20 protein-coding genes and 1 pseudogene are annotated in these 22405 nt (G+C 63.5%); 12 read left to right on the top strand and 9 right to left on the bottom strand.

Going from position 1 to position 22405, the window contains the following annotated elements:
- Nucleotides 1-40: 40 nt before the first annotated feature.
- Nucleotides 41-529, top strand: a complete 489-nt coding sequence (locus tag IVB32_RS38385) for an MmcB family DNA repair protein (RefSeq protein WP_018455876.1) — start codon at nucleotides 41-43, stop codon at nucleotides 527-529.
- A 120-nt stretch (nucleotides 530-649) separates the two neighbouring features.
- Here the strand turns inward: IVB32_RS38385 and IVB32_RS38380 are convergent, their stop codons facing one another.
- Together IVB32_RS38380 and IVB32_RS38375 are read right to left on the bottom strand one after the other, a co-directional pair.
- Nucleotides 650-1204, bottom strand: a complete 555-nt coding sequence (locus tag IVB32_RS38380) for an ActR/PrrA/RegA family redox response regulator transcription factor (protein ID WP_007598178.1) — start codon at nucleotides 1202-1204, stop codon at nucleotides 650-652.
- A 103-nt stretch (nucleotides 1205-1307) separates the two neighbouring features.
- Nucleotides 1308-2618 carry an ActS/PrrB/RegB family redox-sensitive histidine kinase gene (locus tag IVB32_RS38375; RefSeq protein WP_018455877.1) on the bottom strand — a complete coding sequence of 437 codons (1311 nt, stop codon included), beginning with the start codon at nucleotides 2616-2618 and terminating at the stop codon, nucleotides 1308-1310.
- 105 nt (nucleotides 2619-2723) lie between these two features.
- Here IVB32_RS38375 and IVB32_RS38370 point away from each other — a divergent pair, with 105 nt between their 5' ends.
- The 4 genes from IVB32_RS38370 (at nucleotide 2724) to IVB32_RS38355 (ending at nucleotide 6962) form a co-directional block, all read left to right on the top strand.
- On the top strand, nucleotides 2724-3527 hold the full coding sequence (locus IVB32_RS38370) for an ABC transporter ATP-binding protein (RefSeq protein WP_085349757.1): 804 nt from the start codon (nucleotides 2724-2726) through the stop codon (nucleotides 3525-3527).
- Nucleotides 3528-3636: 109 nt separating this feature from the next.
- Nucleotides 3637-4455, top strand: a complete 819-nt coding sequence (locus IVB32_RS38365; protein ID WP_018455879.1) for an ABC transporter permease — start codon at nucleotides 3637-3639, stop codon at nucleotides 4453-4455.
- Between the two features lie 121 nt (nucleotides 4456-4576).
- Nucleotides 4577-5905: a polyhydroxyalkanoate depolymerase gene (gene phaZ / locus IVB32_RS38360; protein ID WP_018455880.1), complete on the top strand. Its 1329-nt coding sequence runs from the start codon at nucleotides 4577-4579 to the stop codon at nucleotides 5903-5905.
- Between the two features lie 217 nt (nucleotides 5906-6122).
- Nucleotides 6123-6962 carry a SprT family zinc-dependent metalloprotease gene (locus IVB32_RS38355; RefSeq protein ID WP_026233044.1) on the top strand — a complete coding sequence of 280 codons (840 nt, stop codon included), beginning with the start codon at nucleotides 6123-6125 and terminating at the stop codon, nucleotides 6960-6962.
- A 175-nt stretch (nucleotides 6963-7137) separates the two neighbouring features.
- On the opposite strand, the gene IVB32_RS38350 is transcribed toward IVB32_RS38355, so the two are convergent.
- The gene (locus IVB32_RS38350; RefSeq protein ID WP_247295909.1) at nucleotides 7138-7797 is read right to left on the bottom strand and encodes a hypothetical protein; all 660 of its coding nucleotides are present in this window, start codon (nucleotides 7795-7797) and stop codon (nucleotides 7138-7140) included.
- Nucleotides 7798-8152: 355 nt separating this feature from the next.
- Complete coding sequence (locus tag IVB32_RS38345) at nucleotides 8153-10366, bottom strand: penicillin-binding protein 1A (protein ID WP_018455883.1); 2214 nt, start codon at nucleotides 10364-10366, stop codon at nucleotides 8153-8155.
- A gap of 167 nt (nucleotides 10367-10533) precedes the next feature.
- Between IVB32_RS38345 and IVB32_RS38340 the strand changes: the two genes are divergently transcribed.
- Complete coding sequence (locus IVB32_RS38340) at nucleotides 10534-10959, top strand: DUF1330 domain-containing protein (protein WP_018455884.1); 426 nt, start codon at nucleotides 10534-10536, stop codon at nucleotides 10957-10959.
- Between the two features lie 84 nt (nucleotides 10960-11043).
- Here IVB32_RS38340 and IVB32_RS38335 read toward each other — a convergent pair whose 3' ends face one another.
- The 3 genes from IVB32_RS38335 to IVB32_RS38325 form a co-directional block, all read right to left on the bottom strand.
- Nucleotides 11044-12270 carry an ABC transporter substrate-binding protein gene (locus IVB32_RS38335; protein WP_085385519.1) on the bottom strand — a complete coding sequence of 409 codons (1227 nt, stop codon included), beginning with the start codon at nucleotides 12268-12270 and terminating at the stop codon, nucleotides 11044-11046.
- A gap of 231 nt (nucleotides 12271-12501) precedes the next feature.
- The gene (locus tag IVB32_RS38330) at nucleotides 12502-13728 is read right to left on the bottom strand and encodes an ABC transporter substrate-binding protein (protein ID WP_026233046.1); all 1227 of its coding nucleotides are present in this window, start codon (nucleotides 13726-13728) and stop codon (nucleotides 12502-12504) included.
- A gap of 135 nt (nucleotides 13729-13863) precedes the next feature.
- The gene (locus IVB32_RS38325; RefSeq protein WP_231189569.1) at nucleotides 13864-14226 is read right to left on the bottom strand and encodes a DUF1304 domain-containing protein; all 363 of its coding nucleotides are present in this window, start codon (nucleotides 14224-14226) and stop codon (nucleotides 13864-13866) included.
- 90 nt (nucleotides 14227-14316) lie between these two features.
- Here IVB32_RS38325 and IVB32_RS38320 point away from each other — a divergent pair, with 90 nt between their 5' ends.
- Nucleotides 14317-14847: a methylated-DNA--[protein]-cysteine S-methyltransferase gene (locus IVB32_RS38320; protein ID WP_018455889.1), complete on the top strand. Its 531-nt coding sequence runs from the start codon at nucleotides 14317-14319 to the stop codon at nucleotides 14845-14847.
- Between the two features lie 94 nt (nucleotides 14848-14941).
- Here IVB32_RS38320 and IVB32_RS38315 read toward each other — a convergent pair whose 3' ends face one another.
- On the bottom strand, nucleotides 14942-15340 hold the full coding sequence (locus tag IVB32_RS38315) for a nuclear transport factor 2 family protein (RefSeq protein WP_247364288.1): 399 nt from the start codon (nucleotides 15338-15340) through the stop codon (nucleotides 14942-14944).
- A 159-nt stretch (nucleotides 15341-15499) separates the two neighbouring features.
- Here IVB32_RS38315 and IVB32_RS38310 point away from each other — a divergent pair, with 159 nt between their 5' ends.
- Complete coding sequence (locus tag IVB32_RS38310) at nucleotides 15500-16483, top strand: LysR substrate-binding domain-containing protein (RefSeq protein ID WP_346731131.1); 984 nt, start codon at nucleotides 15500-15502, stop codon at nucleotides 16481-16483.
- Here IVB32_RS38310 and IVB32_RS38305 read toward each other — a convergent pair.
- Complete coding sequence (locus tag IVB32_RS38305; RefSeq protein ID WP_085361945.1) at nucleotides 16425-19214, bottom strand: [protein-PII] uridylyltransferase; 2790 nt, start codon at nucleotides 19212-19214, stop codon at nucleotides 16425-16427. The genes IVB32_RS38310 and IVB32_RS38305 overlap by 59 nt on opposite strands.
- 187 nt (nucleotides 19215-19401) lie before the next feature.
- On the opposite strand from IVB32_RS38305, the gene IVB32_RS38300 reads away from it, so the two are divergent.
- From IVB32_RS38300 to IVB32_RS38285, 4 genes and pseudogenes are all read left to right on the top strand, one after another.
- The gene (locus IVB32_RS38300) at nucleotides 19402-20373 is read left to right on the top strand and encodes an aliphatic sulfonate ABC transporter substrate-binding protein (RefSeq protein ID WP_247295914.1); all 972 of its coding nucleotides are present in this window, start codon (nucleotides 19402-19404) and stop codon (nucleotides 20371-20373) included.
- A 231-nt stretch (nucleotides 20374-20604) separates the two neighbouring features.
- Nucleotides 20605-21447 carry an ABC transporter permease gene (locus tag IVB32_RS38295; protein ID WP_247370632.1) on the top strand — a complete coding sequence of 281 codons (843 nt, stop codon included), beginning with the start codon at nucleotides 20605-20607 and terminating at the stop codon, nucleotides 21445-21447.
- Nucleotides 21448-21451: 4 nt separating this feature from the next.
- Nucleotides 21452-22237: an ABC transporter ATP-binding protein gene (locus IVB32_RS38290; protein ID WP_018455896.1), complete on the top strand. Its 786-nt coding sequence runs from the start codon at nucleotides 21452-21454 to the stop codon at nucleotides 22235-22237.
- 69 nt (nucleotides 22238-22306) lie between these two features.
- Nucleotides 22307-22405, top strand: a pseudogene (locus tag IVB32_RS38285) (OsmC family peroxiredoxin); the annotation flags it as partial.

The raw sequence follows: 22405 nt of genomic DNA, 5'->3' as shown, positions 1-22405 counted from the left end.
AGGCCAGGACGACGACGGAGGAATCGGCTATCCTCCCCCGATGGACAACACCGCCCGCATTGCCCTCGTACCGCCGCCGGACCGCCGACAATCCGAGACGGCGCTGGCGATCGCGCGCGGGACGGCGCGGTTGCTGCGCTCGCTCGGCTTCACCTGCATCAGCGAATTGCCGCTGCCCTCGGGGCGACGCGCCGATCTCGTCGCGCTGAACGAACGCGGCGAGGTCTGGATCGTCGAGATCAAATCGTCGGTGGAGGATTTGCGCGCCGATCAGAAATGGCACGAATACCGGGCGCATTGCGACCGGCTGTTCTTCGCCTTCACGCAGGACCTGCCTTGCGAGATCTTTCCGCAAGATACCGGCTTGATCATCGCGGATGCCTATGGTGCGCACCTGCAATGCGAGGCGCCCGAGCACAAGCTCGCTGCGGCCACGCGCAAGCAGATGACGGTGCGGTTCGCCATGGCGGCGGCGTTGCGGATCAACCGGCTGGTCGATCCGCAGGGGCATGCGGAGTTTTGGGAATAGCGGCGCCGCGAGCGCGATGCCGTAGGGTGGGCAAAGCGGAGCGTGCCCACCATCCAGGTCAAAGATTGAAGCAGACATGGTGGGCACGGCGCTTTGCGCCTTGCCCACCCTACGGCACCGTTATCGCGGCGCGCGCTTGGCCAAAATCCGCTGCAACGTGCGCCGATGCATGTTGAGCCTGCGTGCCGTCTCCGAGACGTTGCGGTTGCACATCTCGTAAATGCGCTGGATGTGTTCCCAGCGCACGCGGTCGGCCGACATCGGGTTCGCCGGCAACTCGGACTTGTCCGAGCCGGTCGATAGCAGCGCCGCGACGACGTCGTCGGCGTCCGCGGGTTTCGAGAGATAATCGACCGCGCCCATCTTCACCGCGGTGACGGCGGTGGCGATGTTGCCATAGCCGGTCAGCACGATCGCGCGGGCGTCGGGGCGCTTCTTCTTCAGCGCCGAGACCACGTCGAGACCGTTGCCATCACCGAGCCGCAGATCGACCACGGCGAATGCCGGCGCCGCCTTGCCGATCTGCGCCAGACCGTCCGAGACGGTGTCGCATGACGTCACCGCAAAGCCGCGCGTTTCCATGGCGCGCGACAGCCGCTCCAGAAACGGCTTGTCGTCCTCCACGATCAGCAGCGAGCGGTCGGTCTGTTCGTTCAGTTCGGCGATGGCGTTCAAGGTTTGGTCCTCTCTCCAGCGCGTCTACATATGGCGGCGCAATCGGGCGGTGCCAAGGGCGCCAATGGTCGATCGGCCCCGTTGTGCGACGCAAGGTCGCGGCCTATCCTATTGTTTCTTCGAAGGTCTCGATAGCCTCAAAACGGTCTCGCGGCCACGTGATCTGGACCACTGCGCCATGGTCCGGAAAGGTCCGGTTGGTAAACGAGACCTTGGCGCCGGTGCGCTCCAGCAAGGTGCGCGCGATGAACACGCCGAGCCCGAGGCCGCCGCCTTCGTCCTTGCTGCGCCGCCGCGACAAATAGGGCTCGCCGATCCGGTTCAGGATGTCAGGCGGAATGCCGGGACCATCGTCGGAGATCACGAGCTCGATTGTGTCCTTGTTCCACCACGCATTCACCTCGACGGTGGTGCGGGCGAAATCGACCGCGTTCTCGACGATATTGCCGACGCCGTAGAGGATCGCCGGATTGCGCGAGCCGACCGGTTCGGCCACGATGGCGACGGCGATGCGCACCTTGATATCGACGCCGAAATCGCGGTGCGGCGCCACCACCTCCTCGATCAGCTCCGACAGCTTCATGCGGTCGAACGGCGCGCCGGTGGAGGAGAGCTGGGTGATCTTGCTCAATATGTCGCGGCAACGCTGCGTCTGCTCGCGCAGGGTCTTCAGGTCGGCGGCAAAGTTCGGCTCCTTCACCGTCTTCTCCAGCTCGCGCGAGATCAGGAAGATCGTCGCGAGGGGCGTGCCGAGCTCGTGCGCTGCGGCTGCGGCCAGGCCGTCGAGCTGGGTCAGATGCTGCTCGCGCGTCAGCACCAGCTCGGTCGCGGCCAGCGCGTCGGCGAGCTTGCGCGCCTCCTCGGTGACCTGGAACGAGTAGAGGCTGGTCACGCCGATCGCGAGCGCGATCGAGAGCCAGACGCCGACGAGATAGATCGGCGGCAGCACCAGCGGATCATCAGAATCCCAGGGCAGCGGCAGATGGAAGAAGAACAGGACCGAGGCGCAGGCGACAGCCAGCACGCCGAGGCCGAAGGTGAAGCGGGCCGGCAGCGCCGTCGCGGAGATCAGCACGGGCGCGAGGAACAGGAACGAGAACGGGTTCTGGAGTCCGCCGGTGAAGAACAGGAGACCCGCCAGCTCCACGATGTTGAGCGCGAGCAGTCCGGCCGCCTGCATCGGCTCCAGCCGCTGCAGCGGATTGGACACGGTCTGGAGCGCCAGATTGAGCGCCGCCGACAGGGCGATGATGCTGACGCAGGGAACGATCTCGACATTGAATTCCAGCCCCTGCGCCACGATGAAGATCGCGGCGAGCTGGCCGAGCACCGCGAGCCAGCGCAGTCGCAGGATCGTATCCAGGCGGATATGCCGCTGCGCGGGGCGAAAGTCGGAAGCGGCAAGTTCGGTCATTTCGGCCAATGGGGCGGTGCCTTCTCGATCACAAGCGCGCGGCTCACGGAACCGCCGGATTACAAGCCTTGCGCTCTCCGCTGCAATAGCAGAAGAACGCCCAGCATGACGGAGAATGACAAGGCTTCAAGCTGGCCGACTGTCGCGGATCGCAGCCTCTCCGCGGCAATCGCGGTCGATCACCTGGTCAAGGTCTACAAGCAGACCCGCGCCGTCGACGACATCTCCTTTTCGCTTCCGCGCGGCAGCATCACCGGGCTGCTGGGCGGCAACGGCGCCGGCAAGACCACGACCATCGCGACGATCATGGGCCTCGTGCTGCCGACCTCCGGCCGCGTGCAGGTGCTCGGGCATCGGATGCCGGAGGACAGCGCGTCCGTGCTGGGTCGGATGAACTTCGAGAGCCCCTATGTCGACATGCCGATGCGGCTCACGGTGCGTCAGAACCTCACGGTGTTCGGCAAGCTCTATGCGGTGAAGAACCTCTCCGATCGCATCGCTGAGCTCGCCGACGATCTCGATCTCACCGAGTTCATCGACCGCGCCAACGGCAAGCTCTCCGCAGGACAAAAGACGCGCGTTGCGCTTGCCAAGGCGCTGATCAACCAGCCCGAGCTGCTGTTGCTGGACGAGCCGACCGCCTCGCTCGATCCCGACACCGCCGACTGGGTCCGGGGGCATCTGGAGCGTTATCGCATGGCGAACAACGCCACCATCCTCTTGGCGTCGCACAACATGCTCGAGGTCGAGCGGCTCTGCGATCGCGTCATCATCATGAAGCGCGGCCGTATCGAGGACGACGATACGCCCGAAGCCATCATGGCCCGCTACAACCGCACCACGCTGGAAGAGGTGTTTCTGGACGTCGCGCGCGGAAGGGTGAACGGCGCGCAGGAGGTGGCACGATGAGCCAGGCCGTATGTTGCGACCGTAGCCCGGGTGAGCGAAGCGATACCCGGGAACGCCGCCAGCAAGGTCCCGGATATCGCTTCGCTCATTCGGGCTACGCGGTGCCGCAATGACCGAACTCTCCCTCCACCGCGGCATCTCCGTCCACCGCATTGGCGCGATGATCCTGCGCTATTGGTACCTGTTGCTGTCGTCCTGGCCGCGGCTGCTCGAGCTGCTCTACTGGCCGGCGCTGCAGGTCATCACCTGGGGCTTTCTGCAGCTTTACATCGCGCAGAATGCCAACTTCTTCGCGCGTGCCGGCGGCACCCTGATCGGCGCCGTCATTCTCTGGGACATCCTGTTTCGCGGGCAGCTCGGCTTTTCGATCTCGTTCCTGGAAGAGATGTGGGCGCGCAACCTCGGCAATCTCATGATGAGCCCGTTGAAGCCGATCGAATTTCTGCTGTCCCTGATGATCATGAGCCTGATCCGGCTCGCGATCGGCGTCATCCCCATGACGCTGCTCGCGTTATTCCTGTTTCACTTCAATGTTTATGCGCTCGGCGTGCCGCTGATCGCGTTCTTCTGCAATCTGATCTTCACGAGCTGGTCGGTCGGCATTTTCGTCTCCGGACTGGTGCTGCGAAACGGCCTCGGCGCCGAGAGCATCGTCTGGACCTTGATGTTCGGCATCATGCCGCTCGCCTGCGTCTACTATCCCGTCAGCGTGCTGCCGGTCTGGTTGCAATACATCGCCTGGACGCTGCCGCCGACCTACGTGTTCGAAGGGATGCGCGCGCTGCTGATCGAAAACACCTTCAGGACCGATCTGATGCTGAGCGCGTTGGCCATCAACGCGGTGCTGTTGCTTGCATCTTTTGGGGCATTCCTTGCCCTTTTGCGCAGCGCCAGGATGCAGGGCTCGCTGCTGTCAGGCGGCGAATAACGTCACTTTCTCGTGGATTCTGCCCGGTTTGGGCACCTCGGCCACGTAGATGTACGGAACCATGCATTGACGCAATATTACGCATTCGGCAGTATGCTGCGATGCGAAGAGGAATATAGCGATGCCGATTGGTGAGTTTGGCGGGGCGCCGCCCCTGGTGGCCGAAGGCAGTCCTGTCCTGACGACGCCGATGTACTGGATGTACGAGATGGGGCAAGCCTCTCTCAATCCGGCGCGTGCGATCACGGACGCGACCAAGCTCCTGTTTCAGAATCCGCTGAACCCCTGGGCACGCACCGAGGTTGGCAAGTCGGTTGCCGCGGCCTGCGAATTGTTCGAACGCACCACCCGCCGCTACGGCAAGCCGGAATGGGGCCTCAACGACACCGAGGTCAACGGCATCCGCGTTCCCGTCGAGGTCCGCTCGGTCTGGGAAAAGCCGTTCTGCCGCCTGCTCTACTTCGATCGCAAGTTCGCCCGTCCACTGCGCAGTCCGCATCCACGCGTGCTGATCGTCGCTCCGATGTCCGGCCATTACGCGACGCTCCTCCGCGGTACCGTCGAGGCTTTCCTGCCGGCGCATGAGGTCTACATCACCGATTGGGCCGATGCCCGCATGGTGCCGCTCAGCGACGGCCGCTTCGATCTTGACGACTACATCGACTACGTCATCGAGATGCTGCATGTCCTCGGCGGCAACACGCATGTGCTGGCGGTGTGCCAGCCCTCGGTTCCCGTCGTCGCTGCCGTTTCGATTATGGAAGCGCTACGCGATCCCTTTGTGCCGACCTCGATGACGCTGATGGGCGGCCCGATCGACACCCGGCGCAATCCGACTGCGGTGAACAACCTGGCCCAGGAGCGCGGCATCGACTGGTTCCGCAACCACGTCATCACCAAGGTGCCGTTCCCGCATCCGGGTATGATGCGCGACGTCTATCCGGGCTTCTTGCAGCTCAACGGCTTCATCAGCATGAATCTCGACCGGCATATGGATGCCCACAAGCAGCTATTCGCCAACCTGGTAAAGGGCGACGGCGACCTCGTCGACAAGCATCGTGACTTCTACGACGAATATCTCGCGGTGATGGATCTCTCCGCCGAGTATTACCTGCAGACCGTCGACACCGTGTTCGTGAAGCATTCGCTGCCGAAGGGCGAGATGACCCATCGTGGAACACGCGTCGATCCCTCCAAGGTCACGCGCGTCGCGTTGATGACCGTCGAAGGCGAGAACGACGACATCTCCGGCATCGGTCAGACCGAAGCAACGCACACATTGTGCAGCTCGATTCCCGATCACCGCCGCGTTCATTACGTCCAGAAGGGCGTCGGACATTACGGCGTGTTCAATGGCTCGCGCTTCAAATCGGAAATCGTGCCGCGCATCCACGACTTCATGGTCTCGGCGGCGAATCCGAGCTCATTGCAGGCTCTCGCGGCCGAATAATCGCGTTTTTCGGCTTTCCCGCTGAAAATCGACGCCCTGTCGGAGGCTCCGACAGGGGCGAGTTCCCGCTAGATTCGCGGTATTTAGGTAGCTTTGTAGGAGTGAGTCCAACCTCACCCCTTGGGGGTGCCACATGCGCCGAACGGGGGCGAAAAAAGCCGGTTCCAACCCCAGTCTGTAGGGTCTCCCGGACGCCAGACCCCTGTATATTGGGCAAATGATTTGTTTTTGCGCCGAGCGCTTTCCCTGGCGGCGGTTATGGCAGAATCCGGGCGCTCTCCTGCCCCCCGGACTGACAGACATGGCCACTCGCGCACTCCTCTATCGGCGGCCCCACGAGCCGAAGACCCTCCTGATCACCCATGGATCGCAATATTTTGCGATTCGACTGCGCCGGCATCGCCGCGCGCGCCGTTACACGCTCAGAATTCATCCGAGCGATCGCGAAGCCATCCTCACCATGCCGCCGCGCGGCACGCTCGCCGAAGCAAAAGACTTCGCGCAGCGCCACGGCGCGTGGATCGCGGCACGTCTCGGCCGTTTGCCGAAGGCCGCGCCGTTCCAGCCTGGCACAGTGATACCACTTCGCGGCACGGCCCATCGCATCGTTCATCGCGCCGGCACGCGCGGTACGGTGTGGACGGAAGTGCGCGACAGCGGGGAGCGCATTCTCTGCGTCGCCGGCGGCGTCGAGCATGCGGACCGTCGCATCAGCGACTTCCTCAAGCGCGAGGCTCGCCGCGACCTTCAGCGTGCGGCGGAATCCTATGCCGCCGAGCTCGGCGTCAAGGTCAAGCGGCTCTCGATCCGCGATCAATCCAGTCGTTGGGGCTCCTGCACCTCGGCCGGCTCGCTGTCGTTCTCCTGGCGCCTGATCCTCGCGCCGCCCTACGTGCTCGACTATCTCGCCGCCCACGAGGTCGCCCATCTCGTTGAGATGAACCACTCGGCGCGGTTCTGGCGCGTCTGCGGCAAGGTCTGCCCGTCGATGGAGCGCGCCAAGAAGTGGCTCGATACGTACGGCAACGACCTGCACCGCTACGGGGTCGAGGATTAGGCCCTCGCTGCCAACCTCCATCTGACGCTGTCATCGCCCGGCTCGACCGGGCGATCCAGTGTTCCGAGGCGGTTGTTATTGAACCGAGAGGCCGCGGCGTACTGGATTCCCGCGTTCGCGGGAATGACAGTTGAGAATGCAGCGACGTCCGCGCGTACTCAATTCATCCCTCTGCTCAGGCGCTGACATCCGCGCTTGTCCCCGGCTGCGTGCGCGAGGCGAGATAGGATGACTGCAATTGCACGCCGGCCTTCTGGCCCTCGGCCAGCATCGCCTGGAAGGCTGCGTCGAGTTGATCGCGGCTATAGGTTGCGGAGCTGCTTTCACGCGGGGTCCATTGCGATTGCGTGATCGCGGTGGAAGCTTTTTCAACGGTGCCACCGAGCCGCTCGGCGTATCTGTCGGCCCGCCACTGCGCCAGATCCGGTCCACTCAGATCGGGTGGATCCTCCAGCTTGCCGATCTTTCCAGCCGCCTCGTTGGTCATCGTTGAGGACCCGCCATTGTACAGGGTGGCGACCACCTTGCCGTCGACCTTCACCTGAGCATAGGTGTTCTCAGGGGCATCGTCCGAGACGACCGACTGAGTTGCGCTCGTGTCATGGGTCATCAGCCAGTTCGATGCCATGAGGTCGCGCAGGTGAGGATTGTCCGCCGCCGATATCGACTTGGCGCCTGTCAGGGGCTTGACCTGCGAGACGTCAATCCGAAAGCCGTCGGTCGCAGCATCAGTCGCATCCGGTCCCGCCGGCTGAAGACTCGATGTCCTATTCGAAGCGGACGTTGATGCGGGTCGCAGATGAGGCAACGCCGCGCTGGATACACCCGACATCATGGAACGCTCTCCGATACTTGCTCAACCTGTGAGAGCAAATCCCGGGCCGCCGACCGGAGCTTGAAGAGACTGGTGTTTTTGCGTTCCGGGAGCTGCGGGGATCGGCCGATTTTGCCATGGTAGGCAGGACTTGCCGAAGACGACACCGGTGGCGAACCGGGAGAGCCGAGATAGCGGCCGCGTTCGGGATGATGGCGGAACGGTTCTGTTTTGCCCGAGGTGTCAAATGGCTTTGCTGTCAGAATCAGCCGTCTTGCGCCTCACGCAAGCCGTTGATTTCGTTATCCTCGGCTACTGTGCATGGGGTTGTTTTCGCTTGTTTTTGTTTTGAGGTCACCCGGACCTCAGGTCGGCGCTAGCGATTCCCGCCGAACAGCCGGTCCATCAGCCAGCCATCGAGTCCTGCGGCTGCCTCCGGTCGCGCATTGGCGCGCGTGGGGGGTGGGCGATAGCCGCCGTTGCTGGCCGGTGCGGGTCCGGGCGCTGCCGCTGTTGGCGGCGACACCTGCGACGTCGCCTGCGCCAGGTTCGACAGGCCCCAGCCACCTGGAGAGCTCGGCAAGGCTGCTACCGGCACGCCCTCGTGCGCTGTGCGCATGAAGCGCGACCAGACTTCGACCGGCAAGCCGCCGCCGGTGGCCTTCTTGGTCGGCGAGTTGTCGTCATTGCCGAGCCACACGCCGGTGACGAGGTTGGCGGTGTAGCCGATGAACCAGGCGTCGCGGTAGTCCTGGCTGGTGCCGGTCTTGCCGGCCGCTGGCCAGCCCGGGATCTCCGCCTTCTTGGCGGTGCCGCTGATCAGCGTTTCCCGCATCATCGCGTTCATCATGCCGACATAGCGCGGGTCGACCACCTGGTTGTGCTCGTCCGCCTGGCGCATGTAGAGCAGCTTGCCACTGAGCGTCCTGATCCGCGTGACGACATGCGGCGTCGCCGTGAAGCCGCCATTGGCGAAGGGTGCATAGGCGCCGACCAGCTCGACCATCGAGACTTCGGAGGTGCCGAGCGCGATCGAGGCGTTGGGCTCGAGTTTCGAGGAGATGCCGAGCCGGTGCGCGGTGCGCACCACGTTCTTCGGCCCGACCTCGAGGCCGAGGCGAATGGCGACCGTGTTGAGCGACATCGCGAGCGCCTGGGTCAGCGTCACCGCGCCGAAATATTCGTGGGTGTAGTTCTCAGGCCTCCAGCCCTTGACCTCGATCGGCGCGTCCTGGCGGACCGTGTCGGGCGTCAGCCCCTGCTCGAGCGCGGTCAGGTACACGAACGGCTTGAACGAGGAGCCCGGCTGGCGCCTGGCGGTGACCGCGCGGTTGTACTGGCTCTCGGAATAGTTCCGCCCGCCCACCATGGCGCGAACCGCGCCGTCGGGCGTCATCGCCACCAGTGCGCCCTGGCTGACATTGAATTTCACGCTCTTGGCCGCGAGCTCGTCGATGATGGCGGCTTCCGCCACGCTCTGGAGCTTCGGATCGATCGTGGTCTCGACCTTGATGCTCTCGTCGATCTGGCCGACCAGATCGTCCAGCACCTCGCCGATCCAGTCGGCGACGTAATTGACCGTGCCGGCGCCGACCGGCTTCACATTGTAGGAGGGTTGGCCGATCGAGGCCTGCGCCTGCGCTTCGGTGATGAATTTGGCATCCGCCATCGCCGTGAGCACGATTTTCGCGCGCGCTTCTGCGCCCTCGGGGTTGCGGTTAGGCGCGAGCCGCGAGGGCGATTTGACGAGACCGGCCAGCATCGCCGCTTCCGCGACGGTGACGTTCTTGGCCGATTTGCCGAAATAGCGCTGCGCGGCGGCCTCGACGCCGTAGGCGCCGGAGCCGAAATAGACGCGGTTGAGATAGAGCTCCAAGATCTCGTTCTTGGAATGCTTGCGCTCCAGCCAGATCGCGAGCTCCGCTTCCTGCAGCTTGCGCGCCATGGTGCGCTCCTGGGTCAGGAACAGGTTTTTCGCCAATTGCTGCGTCAGCGTCGAGCCGCCCTGCGACACGCCGCGATGGAGCACGTTGGTGACGAGCGCGCGGAGGATGCCCACGGGATCGATGCCGAAATGCGAATAGAAGCGGCGATCCTCGATGGCGATGAACGCCTTGGGCAGATATTGCGGCAGATCCTTCAGCGAGACGTTGGCGCCGGCCATCTCGCCGCGTTGCGCCAGCATGCTGCCGTCCATGCCGACGATCTGGATCGTCGGCGGCCGCTTGGGGATTTCCAGCGACTGGATCGGCGGCAGATGAGCGCCGACATAGATCACGACGCCGATCACGGCGATGGCGCCCCATAGGCCCAGCACCGCGCCCCAATAGACCAGGCGACCAAGGCTCGCGCCGATGCGTGACTTCGATCGCCGCTTGGGGCTGCCGCGGCCGGCTGGCGCCTTCCGCTCGCGCGGCGGCTCGTCGCCGGCATCCTCGCTCTTGCGCTTGGCAGATGACTTCGTTGATTTCTTCGGCTTCTCATCGCCGCCAGGAATGCGGTCGGCCGCGGTCAGGCGCAGATCGGCGAGTGCCGCAGGCAAGCCGAACAACGGCTCCTTCCGCCCACCCTTTTTCTTTCCCAACCCCATACGCAAACGCCCGGTCAGCCCGCCCCGCCGCACGCTAGCGGTCGCTGTTTAAGGCCCGGTTACCCAGAGCTTAACGCGCGATTAGGAGGTGCGGCATTCGCTGGCCGCAGTTCCGCTGGGAGGTCGGCAGAGCTAGGATCGCCGGCATAAAAGAAAAGGAAACTCAGATGGGCCACATCGATCCAACCAAGGAGATTTTCGCGCAGTTCCGGGACAACGACCGTCCCGGCCCGATCCACATGCTCAACCTGGTGCGCTTACGCAAGGAGGCAGCCTATCCAGATGGCCGCAAGGCGAGCGGCGCGGAAGCCTATGCGGCCTATGGCCGCGAGAGCGGCCCGGTGTTCGAACGCCTCGGCGGCCGCATCGTCTGGCAAGGCAAATTCGAGTTGATGCTGATCGGCCCCGAGACTGAGCGCTGGGACCATTGCTTCATCGCCGAATACCCAAGCGTCGCCGCGTTCGTCGAGATGATCCGCGATCCCGTCTATCGCGAAGCGGTTAAGCACAGGCAGGCCGCCGTGGAGGATTCACGGCTCATTCGGCACGCGGTGCTGCCGGTGGGCAAGAACTTTGGCGAGGTGCCGGCCTGAGCGGCGTCGGCGGAACTCCCTCCTCAAGGTGGATGGCCGGGCTTGACTCGGCCATCCACGCCTCACCTGCTTGCTCCGAGAAAACTAACCCGCCGGACCCGCATCTTCCAGGAGCGGGCCGAACAGCTCCCAGCGTTCGCCGTTGAACTTCATCATCTGAAGCTGCTTGTTGACGCGGTAGTCGGTCGCCGAGGTGTTGGCCTTGATGCCGGGCAGGGCGATATCGCTGGTCACGTCCTTCAGCGAAGCCGCCTGCTTCATGACGTTTTCGCGCGTCAGGTTGTCGCCGCACTGCTGCAGCACGTGGGCCAAAAGCTGGGCGGTACCGTAGCCGTAGGTATTGAAGTTCGAATCCTTGTCGCCGTCCGGATAGTACTTCGCCATGAAGTCGAAATACTTCTTCAGGCCGGCATCGTCCTTCCAGGTCGGATCGAGCGGATCCTTGCCGTAATTGACGCTGATCACGCCCTTGGCGGCGTCGAGACCGGCAGGCTTCATCACCGCGCCGACCGAGGTGGCGTTGATGTCGACGATCTGCACCGGCTTCCAGCCGATCTCGCCGATCTTCTTGATCGCCTGCGCCGCTTGCTTCGGCGTGCTGGCGCTGAAGAACAGATCGGCGCCGGCATCCTTGATCTTGAGGATCTGCGAATCGACGGTCGGGTCCGAGACTTCGTAGGAGGACTCGTTGACGATCATCTTGGCGGCCTTGTCGCCGAGCCCGGCCTTGATGCCGTTCAGATAGTCCTTGCCGAGATCATCGTTCTGATAGAGCACGCCGACTTTGGCGTTTGGATATTCCTTCAGGATGTACTGGCCGTAGATGCGGCCCTCGACGAAATAGTTAGGGTTGTAGCCCATCGTCCACGGAAAGTTCTTCGGGTCCGTGAACTTCGAGGCGCCGGTGGCCGCGAACAGCTGCGGCACTTTCTTGGAGTTGAGATATTTTTGCACGGCCGCATTCGATGGCGTGCCGATGATCTGGAAGGTCAAGAGCACCTCGTCGCTCTCGACCAGCTTGCGCACCTGCTCCACTGCTTTTGGCGGCGAGTAAGCGTCGTCATACTGGATCAGATTGATCTTGCGGCCGTTGATGCCGCCCTGGTCGTTGATCATTTTGAAATAGGCGGCCTGGGTCTTGCCGATCGACGCGTAGGCCGATGCCGGTCCCGAGAACGGCACGGTCTGGCCGACTTTGATCTCGGTATCGCTGGCCCCCGGATCATATTTCTTCTGGGCATTGGCCGCCGAGACCGATAGCGCCAGGGTCAGCGCCGTTGCCGTGGCCAGATGCAGCATTCCATTCCTCATTCGCATTTCCTCAATGTTTGTTGCCGGTGATCAATCAGGTGCGCCTGTGCGCACCTGATGTCACCGCTGACGGCGATAGTGGATGAGGCGTTGTTGCAACGCAAGTTTGGGCGTGCGCCCGCAGTTCGTAGCATGCGCGGCTGCGCAGCAGGTTTGTAAGGTGGGCAGCGCCGGCGGATGCGCGAAGTGCAGTCCGCCGGGCGTAACCCGCCCTATGAGATATCCGAGAGGCTAACCCGCTGGACCCGCATCCTCCATGATCGGGCCGAACAGCTCCCAGCGTTCGCCGTTGAACTTCATCATCTGCATCTGCTTGTTGACGCGGTAGTCGTTCGGCCCGGTGTTGATCTTGATGCCGGGTAGCGCGAAGCTCGGGGTGAAGTCCTTGATGTTAGCGACCTGCTTCATCACGTTCTCACGCGACAGGTCGTCGCCGCACTGTTTCAGCACCTGCGTCAGCAATTCGGCGACTGAATAAGCATAGGTGTTGACGGTATTGAGCTTGTCCCCTTCGGGGAAATACTTGTCCATGAAGGCAAAGAACGCTTTCACGCCCGGATCGTCCTTCCACTGCGGATCGCCGGGCTCCTTGCCGTATTGGGTGGAGATGATGCCCTTGGAGATGTCGAGACCGGCCGGCTTCAACGTCGCCGAGATCGGGCTCGCGTTGATGTCGAGAATGTGCACCGGCGTCCAGCCGAGCTCGGCGACCTTCTTGATCGCCTGCGCCGCGAATTTGGGTGTCGAGGCATCATAGAAAAGATCGGCGCCCAACGACTTCAGTTTGACCACCTGCGAGTCCACCGTCGGATCGGTGACCTCGTAGGACACCTCGCCGACGATCATGCTGGCGGCCTTGTCGCCGAGACCGCTCTTGAGGCCGGCGAGATAGTCGCGGCCCATGTCGTCGTTCTGGTAGAGCACGCCGATCTTGGCGTTCGGATGCTCCTTGAGGATGTACTTGGCGTAGATGCGTCCCTCGGACACGTAGTTGGGATTATAGGCGATGGTCCAGGGATAGTTCTGCGGATCGTTGAAGCGCGCGGCGCCGGTCGAGGCCAGCAGTTGCGGGATCTTCTTGCCGTTGAGATATTTTTGCACGGCAGCGTTCGCGGCCGTGCCGATGATCTGGAAGGTGAACAGCACCTCGTCGCCTTCGACGAGCTTGCGCACCTGCTCGACCGTCTTCGGCGGCGAATAGGCGTCGTCATACTGGATCAGATTGATCTTGCGGCCGTTGATGCCGCCCTGATCGTTGATCATCTTGAAGTAGGCGGCCTGGGTCTTGCCGATATTGGCGTAGACGGAATAGGGCCCGGAGAACGGCACGGTCTGGCCGATCTTGATCTCGGTGTCGCTCGCGCCGGTGTCGTATTTCTTCTGGGCGAGAGCTTGGTTGGCGGAGAACGCGAAGGCGAGCGCCGCCGTGGCGGTGATGAAGGCTCTGCGATTGCTCATGTGGGCTTGTTCCTCCTGACGGAATTTCCGACCGACGGTCTTGTCCCGTTGATTGCCAACGGTCGCCATCGCTGTCGGAGATTGTGGAGGAACGGCAGGCGCCGCGCAAGGATCGCGGTGCCGCGCTATGGCATCTCAGGTCAGGAACAAGGCCAACAGCGCGAGCGCCGCCGGCAGCGCCTGCACGATCAGGATCCGCGTGCTGACGGTCGCCGCGCCATAAGCGCCGGCCACGATCACGCAGAGCAGGAAGAACGCCTTGATCTGGAACGCGAAGGCCGGATTGCCGTGCACCAGCCCCCAGACCAGGCCGGCGGCCAGGAAACCGTTATAGAGTCCCTGGTTCGCGGCCAGCACCTTGGTGATCGCTGCCTTCTCCGGCGTGTTGCGGAAAACCTTCAAGCCCTGCGGCTTGTCCCAGAGCAACATCTCCAGGATCAGGAAGTAAGCGTGCAGTGCGGCGACCAGCGCCACCAGGATATTCGCGATCCAGATCAAGTTGAGCTCCCCCAGCGTCAGCTTTCGGGTGGACGCTAGCACGGCTGGCGTGGCAAGTGCGATGGCGTGTTTCGATGCAATGGTGCCGCAATGCCCGCGCGACCGACCAAACCGCCTGTAAGCTTCGGCCTCGATCGGCTGGCGACGCCGATCGGGATCGCGCTGCTGATCACCGACGCTGAGGGCGCCTTGCGCGCGCTCGACTGGGAGGATTACGAGCACCGCATGCGCGAGCTCTTGCGCCTGCATTACGGTCTGGTGGACCTGAGTGACCAGCCCGCGCCCGCGGCCATGCGGACTGCGCTGTCGGACTATTTCGACGGCGATCTCGGCCAGCTCTCAGACATCGCCTGGCGCATCGCCGGCACGCCGTTCCAGCAGAAGGTCTGGAATGCATTGGCGCAAATCCCTGCCGGCACCACAATGAGTTACGGCGCGCTCGCCGCAAGGATCGACACGCCCAAAGCCATTCGCGCCGTCGGCCATGCCAACGGCTCCAATCCGATCAGCGTGGTGCTGCCGTGCCACCGCCTGATCGGCGCCGATGGTTCTCTGGTGAAGTATGGCGGCGGCCTCGAGCGCAAGCGCTGGCTGCTGCGGCATGAAGGCGTGGCGGTCTAAGCGCCTGTTTGACAACGGTTGAGCGATTGGCGGCGGCCGGCGATGGGCCGTCGAGCGAGCCTTCGGCCGCTCTCCCCCGCCGTGACCGAATCCATCAGACGTTCGACGTCATTACTTTCTGCGCGATCTTCCAGGTCCCGTTCACCTTCAAGCACGACAACAGGTCTGTGAAGTAACGCGGCGGGATGCGCAATTTCACCTTCAAAAGCGCGAGCTCTCCTTCAACATCCGTCGACAGGATCTGATCGTCTCGCTCGAAGCCCTGTTGCTTTGGAGCTTTCATGTCGCGGACCGCTGCCAGCCAGGTCGCAATCGGCGTCACGCCCACGTTGCCGTCCTCGGCGACCTTCGTCACGGAACTCAAGGGGTGAAATATGGATGCAAATTTCTCGGCATCCATTTCATAGGCAGCATCGAAATAGGTTTGCGCAAGGGAGTGCAAGGCGGGAACGTCCGTATTCATTGTCATCCTCAAAGCCGTTACACCGGGCATTCATGCGGCCCGGCCCGGCCAGCCGTGCCGAGCGTCAGCCTGGCGCCCGTGCAGAAAAGCACCGTAGGTCGTCGAATTGCGGGTGGGAGCCTACGGCATAGTTGTTTATGAAGCCAGCCGACTTGCGCGGCATGGGCTTATGATCGATATTCATAGACGATGACAAACGAATTGAACGAGCTCGCGACGTTCGCAATCGTGGCCAGTGAACGAAGCTTTACGCGCGCTGCGATAAAGCTGGGTGTGTCTCAGTCTGCCTTGAGTCACACAATCCGGAGGCTTGAGCAACGGCTTGAGCTGCAGCTGCTCGCTCGAACAACCAAGAGCGTTGCGCCAACCGCTGCGGGGGCAGCTCTTTTGGAAGACTTGTCTCCGGCGCTTGAGCAAATTCGTCACGCCCTCGACAAGGCCCGAAGTGTTCGGCAGCGACCCGAAGGTCGTCTCCGAATCGTAATGTCACGATCAGCTGCCGTGATGGTGTTGTTGCCGCGGTTGAGAGCTTTCGCTGAGTCCTACCCGGACATCGTTCTGGACGTTGTTACCGTCACTGGCCCCGTGGACCTTGTTGCAGGCGAGTTCGATGCCGGTATCCAGCTTGGCGAGTACATTCAAAAGGATATGATCGCGGTTCGCCTCACGCCCGAACTGCGATTGGCGGTAGTGGGCTCGCCAAGCTATTTCGCTTCACGAAGCATCCCCAAGAAACCAAAGGATCTGAACGATCATCGGTGCGTTACGCTGCGTCTTGCGGGTGGACCATATCGGTGGGAGTTTCAGCAGGGACGAAAGTCGGTCACGATCAACGTGAACGGCCCACTCATCATTGACGATACCCACCTGGTGATCCAGGCGGCGCTCGCCGGGGTTGGTGTGGGACTCGCTTATGAAGAGCAGGTCGCCGAATATGTTGCGAAGCGCCGCCTTATCCGGGTGCTGGAGGATTGGACTCCGCCAATTCCGGGCTTCTTCATGTATTATCCCAGTCGTCGGCATCAACCGGGCGACGCTGTCTGCGCTGGTGAACGCGCTGCGATTCTCCGAACAAAAGTCGGCGCGATGATTCAGCGGGGAATGACGAGAGAAGTCAGGCCGCTGGCTGAACCGCCTTGTCGCCGGCCATCACGTGGGTCAGCGCGCTCTTGATCGCGGCCTGACGTGTCGGCGCGCTGATCTGTGCGCCCAGGAGATCGGTGACGTAGAACACGTCGCGCGCGCGCTCGCCGAAGGTCGCGACATGGGCCGAGGCGATGTTGAGGTTGAGCTTCGAGATCGCGGTGGTCAGCTCGTAGAGCAGCCCGGGGCGGTCGAGGCCGGACATTTCGATCACTGTGTAGCGGTCGGACCATTGGTTGTTGATGGTCACTTCCGGCTCGATCACGAACGGCCGCGCCTTGCCGCGCACGGTGCGCCGGGCCACCACTTCGGGCAGACGCAGCTTGCCTTCCAGCACGTCCTCGATCATCTCGCCGATGCGTGTGGCGCGCCGTCCCTCGTCCTCGTCGCGGTCGTATTCCCTGGAAATCGAGATGGTGTCGAGCGCGCGACCGTCGGTCGTGGTGTAGATCTGGGCATCGACGATGTTGGCACCGGCCGAGGCACAGGCGCCTGCGATGATCGACAGCAGCCAGGGATGGTCGGCGGCGAAGATGGTCAGCTCGGTGACGCCACGCACCTCGTCGAAGCCGACATTGATCGCGAGCTTGTGGCCCGCCTGCTCGCTGGCACGGACGAAGCGCGCGTGGCGGATCTTGCGCGGCAGCTCGACCTTGAGCCAATAGGCCGGATAGTGCCGGGCGATATAGGCGTCGAGCTCTTCCGCCGGCCATTCCGCGAAGGCGTTACGGAATTCGGCATACGCGGCCGTGAGCCGCTTGCCGCGGTCTACCTCCGAGAAGCCACCCGTCAGCACCGGTTCGGTCTCGTAGTACAGCGAGCGCAAGAGCTGCGCCTTCCAGCCGTTCCACACGCCTGGGCCGACGCCGCGGATGTCGGCGGTGGTCAGGATCGTCAAGAGCTTCATCTGCTCGACCGACTGCACCACGGCGGCGAAATTCTCGATGGTCTTGCGGTCGGAGAGATCGCGCGACTGTGCGACCGTGGACATCGTCAGATGCTCCTCGATCAGCCAGGCCACGAGCTCGGTGTCGGCCGGACTGAAGCCGAGCCGCGGGCAGAGCCGTCGCGCCACCTTGGCGCCGGCGATCGAGTGATCCTCGGGCCGGCCCTTGGCGACGTCGTGCAGCAGCGTCGCAATGTAGATCACGGAGCGATGCTCCGGCCGGATCTTGCGCATCAGGTCGCTCGCCACCGCGAATTCCTCGATGCCGCCGCGTTCGATGTCCTGGAGGAACCCGACGCAGCGGATCAAATGCTCGTCGACGGTGTAGTGATGATACATGTTGAACTGCATCATCGAGACGATCTTGCCGAAGGCACGGATGAAATGGCCGAGCACGCCGGTCTCGTTCATCCGCCGCAGCACGATTTCCGCGTTGTCGGATGTCAGGATCTCCATCAACAGCCGGTTGGCTTCGGGATTCTCGCGCATCTGCGCGTTGATCAGGCCGAGCGAACGCGTCACGTCGCGCATCGCGTCCGGGTGGAAGGCGAGATTGTTCTTCTGCGCCAGGCGGAAGATGCGGATCAAATTGACCGGATCATGCTTGAACACGTCGGGCGCGGCGACGTTGATGCGGTTGTTGTCGACGATGAAGTCGTCGCTGTCGGGCACTCGCCGCTTCACCGCGGTGGGGCGCAGCCGCGCCATCATCCGGCTCAGCACCGGCGCGGGCTTGGCCTGCTGGTCCTCGAGCTTGGCGCAGAGGATGGCGGTGAGGTTGCCGACTTCCTTGGCGACCAGGAAGTAGTGCTTCATGAAGCGTTCGACGTCCTGCATGCCGGGATGCGAGGTGTAGCCGAGCCGGACCGCGATCTCGCGCTGGAGGTCGAAGGAGAGGCGCTCTTCAGGGCGACCGGAGTAAAAGTGAAGATTGCAGCGCACCGACCAGAGGAAGTCGGCGCAGCGGCGGAAGGTGCGGTATTCCTGCGCGTCGAACACGCCGCGGTCGACCAGTTCGTCGGTGTCGCTCACGCGGTAGACGTACTTCGCGATCCAGAACAGCGTGTGCAGGTCGCGGAGCGCACCCTTGCCGTCCTTGACGTTGGGTTCGACCAGATAACGCGATTGGCCGCCGCGGCGATGCCGCTCCTCACGCTCGGCGAGTTTCGCGGTGACGAACTCGGACGCGGTGCCTTGCACGACCTCCTTGTCGAAGCGGGCAACCAGCTCGTCATAGAGCGGCCGGTCTCCGGTAAGGAAGCGCGTCTCCAGGATCGCGGTGCGGATGGTCATGTCGCCGCGCGCCTGCCGGATCGACTCGTCGACCGAGCGCGTGGCGTGACCGACCTTCAGCCCCATGTCCCAGAGGCAATAGAGAATGGCCTCGGCGACCTGCTCGCCCCAGGCGGTCTGCTTGTAGGGCAGGATGAAGAGCAGATCGATGTCGGACTCGGGGGCCATCAGGCCGCGGCCATAGCCGCCGGTCGCCACCACTGCCATGCGCTCGGCACCGCTCGGAATCGGCGAGCGGTAGAGATGGCGGGTCGCGGCCGAATACAGGATGCGGATGATCTCGTCCTGCACGTGGCACAGTCGCTCGGCGCAGCGCCGGCCATGACGGTCCTTCAGCAGGATCGTCTGTGCCGCAGCGCGCGAGGCAATCAGCTCGGCCTTGAGCAGTTGCGCCATGGCCGTGCGGAACGCGTCCTCGCGTCCCTGGTGCTTCTCGGCAAGCGCATCGACCGCGGCGGTGATCCGCGCGGTGTCGAAGCGATCGTCCACCTCGGCCTTGTGTTCAGTCGCGACGCTGTCCATGTCTCACCGGATATAAGAGGCGGCCGGCGCTGTCACCCGCCATTCTCTCGCAATAGTCGTTCCATGCTGGAAAGGTGCGGCTTTGGGCAAAGCTGTTCTCAGCCGGCGCGCTTTCGAGGGATGGATTTTCTCGTTGATTTCTAGATCTAACTCATTGAAAAACAATGAAGTTTTGAGGAGGTCGGGCATGACCAGGATTACACGACGCATACTGTTGGCGGGAGCGGTCGCTCTTGCCATGTCCCCCGCGGCGCGGGCGGCGGATCCGCTCAAGGAAATCCGTATCGACTGGGCGACCTATAATCCGGTGTCGATGGTCCTGAAGCAGAAGGGACTCCTGGAAAAGGAGTTCGCCAAGGACGGCATCACCGTCACCTGGGTGCAGTCGGCCGGCTCCAACAAGGCGCTCGAATTCCTCAATGCGGGCTCGATCGACTTCGGCTCGACCGCGGGCTCGGCGGCGCTGGTCGCGCGTATCAACGGCAACCCGATCAAGTCGATCTACGTCTATTCGCGTCCCGAATGGACGGCGTTGGTGACATCAAAGGATTCCAAGATTGCTAATGTCGCCGATCTCAAGGGCAAGCGGGTCGCGGTGACGCGCGGCACCGATCCGCACATCTTCCTGGTGCGCGCATTGCTTGGCGCAGGTCTCACCGAAAAGGACATCACGCCGGTGCTGCTCCAGCACGCCGACGGCAAGACCGCGCTGATCCGCGGCGACGTCGATGCGTGGGCCGGGCTCGATCCGATGATGGCGCAGGCCGAGGTCGAGGACGGCGCGAAACTGTTCTATCGCAAGGCCGACGCCAACACTTGGGGCATCCTCAATGTGCGCGAGCAGTTTTTGAAAGACTATCCGGACGCCGCCCGCCGCGTGCTCGCGGTGTACGAAGAGGCGCGCAAATATTCGCTCGCGAATTACGACGAGCTCAAGAAGACCTTCATCGCCGTGACCAAGCTGCCGGAGCCTGTCGTCGACAAGCAACTCAAGGAGCGCACCGAGCTGACCCACAGCCGCATCGGCGCGCCCCAGCGCGAATCGATCCTCGCCGCGGGCCTCGCCCTGCAACAGGCCGGCGTCGTCGACGCCAAGGTCGATGTGAAGGCGACGCTGGATGCGTTGATCGACGATCAGGTCCCGCTGCCGACGAATTAAAGGCAGGCGGGCGGCAAACTCGGTCGTCGTCCCGGGGCGCGAAGCGAGCCCGGGACCCATAACCACAGGAAGTGGTTTGGCGCCAAAGGGGCAACTCCGAGTCACCGTAGCCACGCCTTCCCGTGGTTAGGGGTCCCGGATCTGCGCTCCGCTTCGCTGCGCTTGTCCGGGACGACGCCGAGAATGCCGCGCGCCCTTGCAATCTCGCACAGGACGCGCTTCCTACCGGCCATGATCTCTGACGCGCCAGTCCTGCAACAGACTACGGAACCGGCCGAGAGCGCCGCGCCCTCGCGGCTGTCGCGCTATGCGGGGCCGACGCTGGGATTGCTGTTGCCACTGACCCTCGCGCTTGGCTGGGAACTCGTGGCCTGGTCCGGCTGGTCCAACGGCCGGCTGGTGCCGCCGCCCTCGCGCTTGTTCGCCACCGTCGTTGATCTTGCGCGCTCCGGCGAACTGTTCCGTCACATCGCCGCAACGCTGTGGCGTGTCGGCCTTGGCTTTGCGTTCGGCGTGGTCGCGGGGACCTTGCTCGGCGCCATATCCGGCTATTGGTCGCTGGCGCGGCGGCTGCTCGACCCGACCGTGCAGGCGCTGCGCGCGATCCCGTCGCTGGCCTGGGTGCCGCTGTTCATCCTCTGGCTCGGCATCTTCGAGACCTCGAAGATCGCGCTGATCGCAGTCGGCGTGTTCTTTCCGGTCTATCTCGGCGTGATGGGCGCGATCCTCATCGTCGATCGCAAGATCGTCGAGGTCGGTCGCACATTCCGTCTCTCCGGGCCTGCCATGATCCGCCGTATCCTGCTGCCCGCGGTGCTGCCGGCCTATGTCGTGTCCTTGCGCGTCGGTCTTGGTCTGGGCTGGATGTTCGTGGTGGCGGCCGAGCTGATCGGCGCGTCCGAAGGCCTCGGCTATCTCCTGCTCGACGGCCAGCAGCTCGGCAAGCCCGCGCAGATCCTCGCCGCCATCGTGATCTTCGCGATCCTCGGCAAGCTCACGGATTGGTTGATCGAGATCGCGGCTGCGCCCTTCCTGCGCTGGCAGGACGCCTTTGGGCGTACAACGGGAGCATAAGGCGATGCTGGCGCTCGACCGGGTCAGCAAGACCTATCCCAACGGCGTGCAGGCGCTGGCGCGCTTCTCCGCCGAGATCAGGCAAGGCGAGATCGTCGCCATCATTGGCGGCTCGGGCTGCGGCAAGTCCACGCTGCTGCGCGCCATCGCGGGCCTCGACCGCGCAAGCTCGGGCACGGTGACGCTGGACAACGAGGCGATCGCCGCGCCGCATGCCAAGATCGGCATCATCTTCCAGGAGCCGCGGCTGCTGCCCTGGCTCAGCGTCGCCGACAATATCGGCTTTGGTCTTGCCGATGGGCCCGCGACCGAGCGGCGTGAAAAGGTGGCGCGTGCGCTCGAGCGTGTCGGGCTCGCCGAGAAGGCGCAGGCCTGGCCGCGCGAGCTCTCGGGCGGGCAGGCACAGCGCGTCGCGATCGCCCGCGCGCTGGTGCCGCAGCCCGAGGTGCTCTTGCTCGACGAGCCGTTCTCGGCGCTCGACGCTTTCACCCGCAGGGACCTCCAGGATCATCTGCTCGATCTCTGGGCCGACACGCGGCCGACGCTCATCCTCGTCACCCATGACGTCGACGAGGCCGTGGTGCTGGCTGACCGCGTGCTGGTGATGCGGCCGCGGCCGGGCCGGCTGTTCGACCAGATCGAGATCAACCTGGGCAGGCCACGCGACCGCAATTCGCCGCTGTTCGAGAATTTCAAGCGAAGTGTGCTGACGTCACTCGATCGTTCGCTCGACCGCAGCGTGCCCGACCGTGACGCAACCCAGGGTCCCGGTCAGGCCATGTGGTGGTGACAATTTCGCTCCGAGCCGGTACATCGCAAGCCGGTACTTCGTAGAGACGATTTTCCCGGGAGAGACAAAATGGACGCCGCAGCACTGCGCCAGATGCAGGCCCCGATCAAGGAGCGCTACAAGACCGACCCCAAGACCGCGATGATCACGTTGAGGGCCAAGGGCTCG

This window comes from Bradyrhizobium sp. 23 (genome assembly GCF_023073295.1).
Taxonomy (GTDB): Bacteria; Pseudomonadota; Alphaproteobacteria; order Rhizobiales; family Xanthobacteraceae; genus Bradyrhizobium; species Bradyrhizobium canariense_D.
This window is presented reverse-complemented; position numbering and strand designations above follow the sequence as displayed.

Excerpts from the sequence above, each read along its gene's own strand:
- IVB32_RS38385 (WP_018455876.1), top strand. The coding sequence starts at position 41 with ATGGACAACACCGCCCGCATTGCCCTCGTACCGCCGCCGGACCGCCGA.
- IVB32_RS38375 (WP_018455877.1), bottom strand. The coding sequence starts at position 2,618 with ATGACCGAACTTGCCGCTTCCGACTTTCGCCCCGCGCAGCGGCATATC.
- IVB32_RS38370 (WP_085349757.1), top strand. The coding sequence starts at position 2,724 with ATGACGGAGAATGACAAGGCTTCAAGCTGGCCGACTGTCGCGGATCGC.
- IVB32_RS38365 (WP_018455879.1), top strand. The coding sequence starts at position 3,637 with ATGACCGAACTCTCCCTCCACCGCGGCATCTCCGTCCACCGCATTGGC.
- phaZ (WP_018455880.1), top strand. The coding sequence starts at position 4,577 with ATGCCGATTGGTGAGTTTGGCGGGGCGCCGCCCCTGGTGGCCGAAGGC.
- IVB32_RS38355 (WP_026233044.1), top strand. The coding sequence starts at position 6,123 with ATGATTTGTTTTTGCGCCGAGCGCTTTCCCTGGCGGCGGTTATGGCAG.
- IVB32_RS38350 (WP_247295909.1), bottom strand. The coding sequence starts at position 7,797 with ATGATGTCGGGTGTATCCAGCGCGGCGTTGCCTCATCTGCGACCCGCA.
- IVB32_RS38345 (WP_018455883.1), bottom strand. The coding sequence starts at position 10,366 with ATGGGGTTGGGAAAGAAAAAGGGTGGGCGGAAGGAGCCGTTGTTCGGC.
- IVB32_RS38340 (WP_018455884.1), top strand. The coding sequence starts at position 10,534 with ATGGGCCACATCGATCCAACCAAGGAGATTTTCGCGCAGTTCCGGGAC.
- IVB32_RS38335 (WP_085385519.1), bottom strand. The coding sequence starts at position 12,270 with ATGAGGAATGGAATGCTGCATCTGGCCACGGCAACGGCGCTGACCCTG.
- IVB32_RS38330 (WP_026233046.1), bottom strand. The coding sequence starts at position 13,728 with ATGAGCAATCGCAGAGCCTTCATCACCGCCACGGCGGCGCTCGCCTTC.
- IVB32_RS38320 (WP_018455889.1), top strand. The coding sequence starts at position 14,317 with ATGCCCGCGCGACCGACCAAACCGCCTGTAAGCTTCGGCCTCGATCGG.
- IVB32_RS38315 (WP_247364288.1), bottom strand. The coding sequence starts at position 15,340 with ATGCCCGGTGTAACGGCTTTGAGGATGACAATGAATACGGACGTTCCC.
- IVB32_RS38310 (WP_346731131.1), top strand. The coding sequence starts at position 15,500 with ATGACAAACGAATTGAACGAGCTCGCGACGTTCGCAATCGTGGCCAGT.
- IVB32_RS38305 (WP_085361945.1), bottom strand. The coding sequence starts at position 19,214 with ATGGACAGCGTCGCGACTGAACACAAGGCCGAGGTGGACGATCGCTTC.
- IVB32_RS38300 (WP_247295914.1), top strand. The coding sequence starts at position 19,402 with ATGACCAGGATTACACGACGCATACTGTTGGCGGGAGCGGTCGCTCTT.
- IVB32_RS38295 (WP_247370632.1), top strand. The coding sequence starts at position 20,605 with ATGATCTCTGACGCGCCAGTCCTGCAACAGACTACGGAACCGGCCGAG.
- IVB32_RS38290 (WP_018455896.1), top strand. The coding sequence starts at position 21,452 with ATGCTGGCGCTCGACCGGGTCAGCAAGACCTATCCCAACGGCGTGCAG.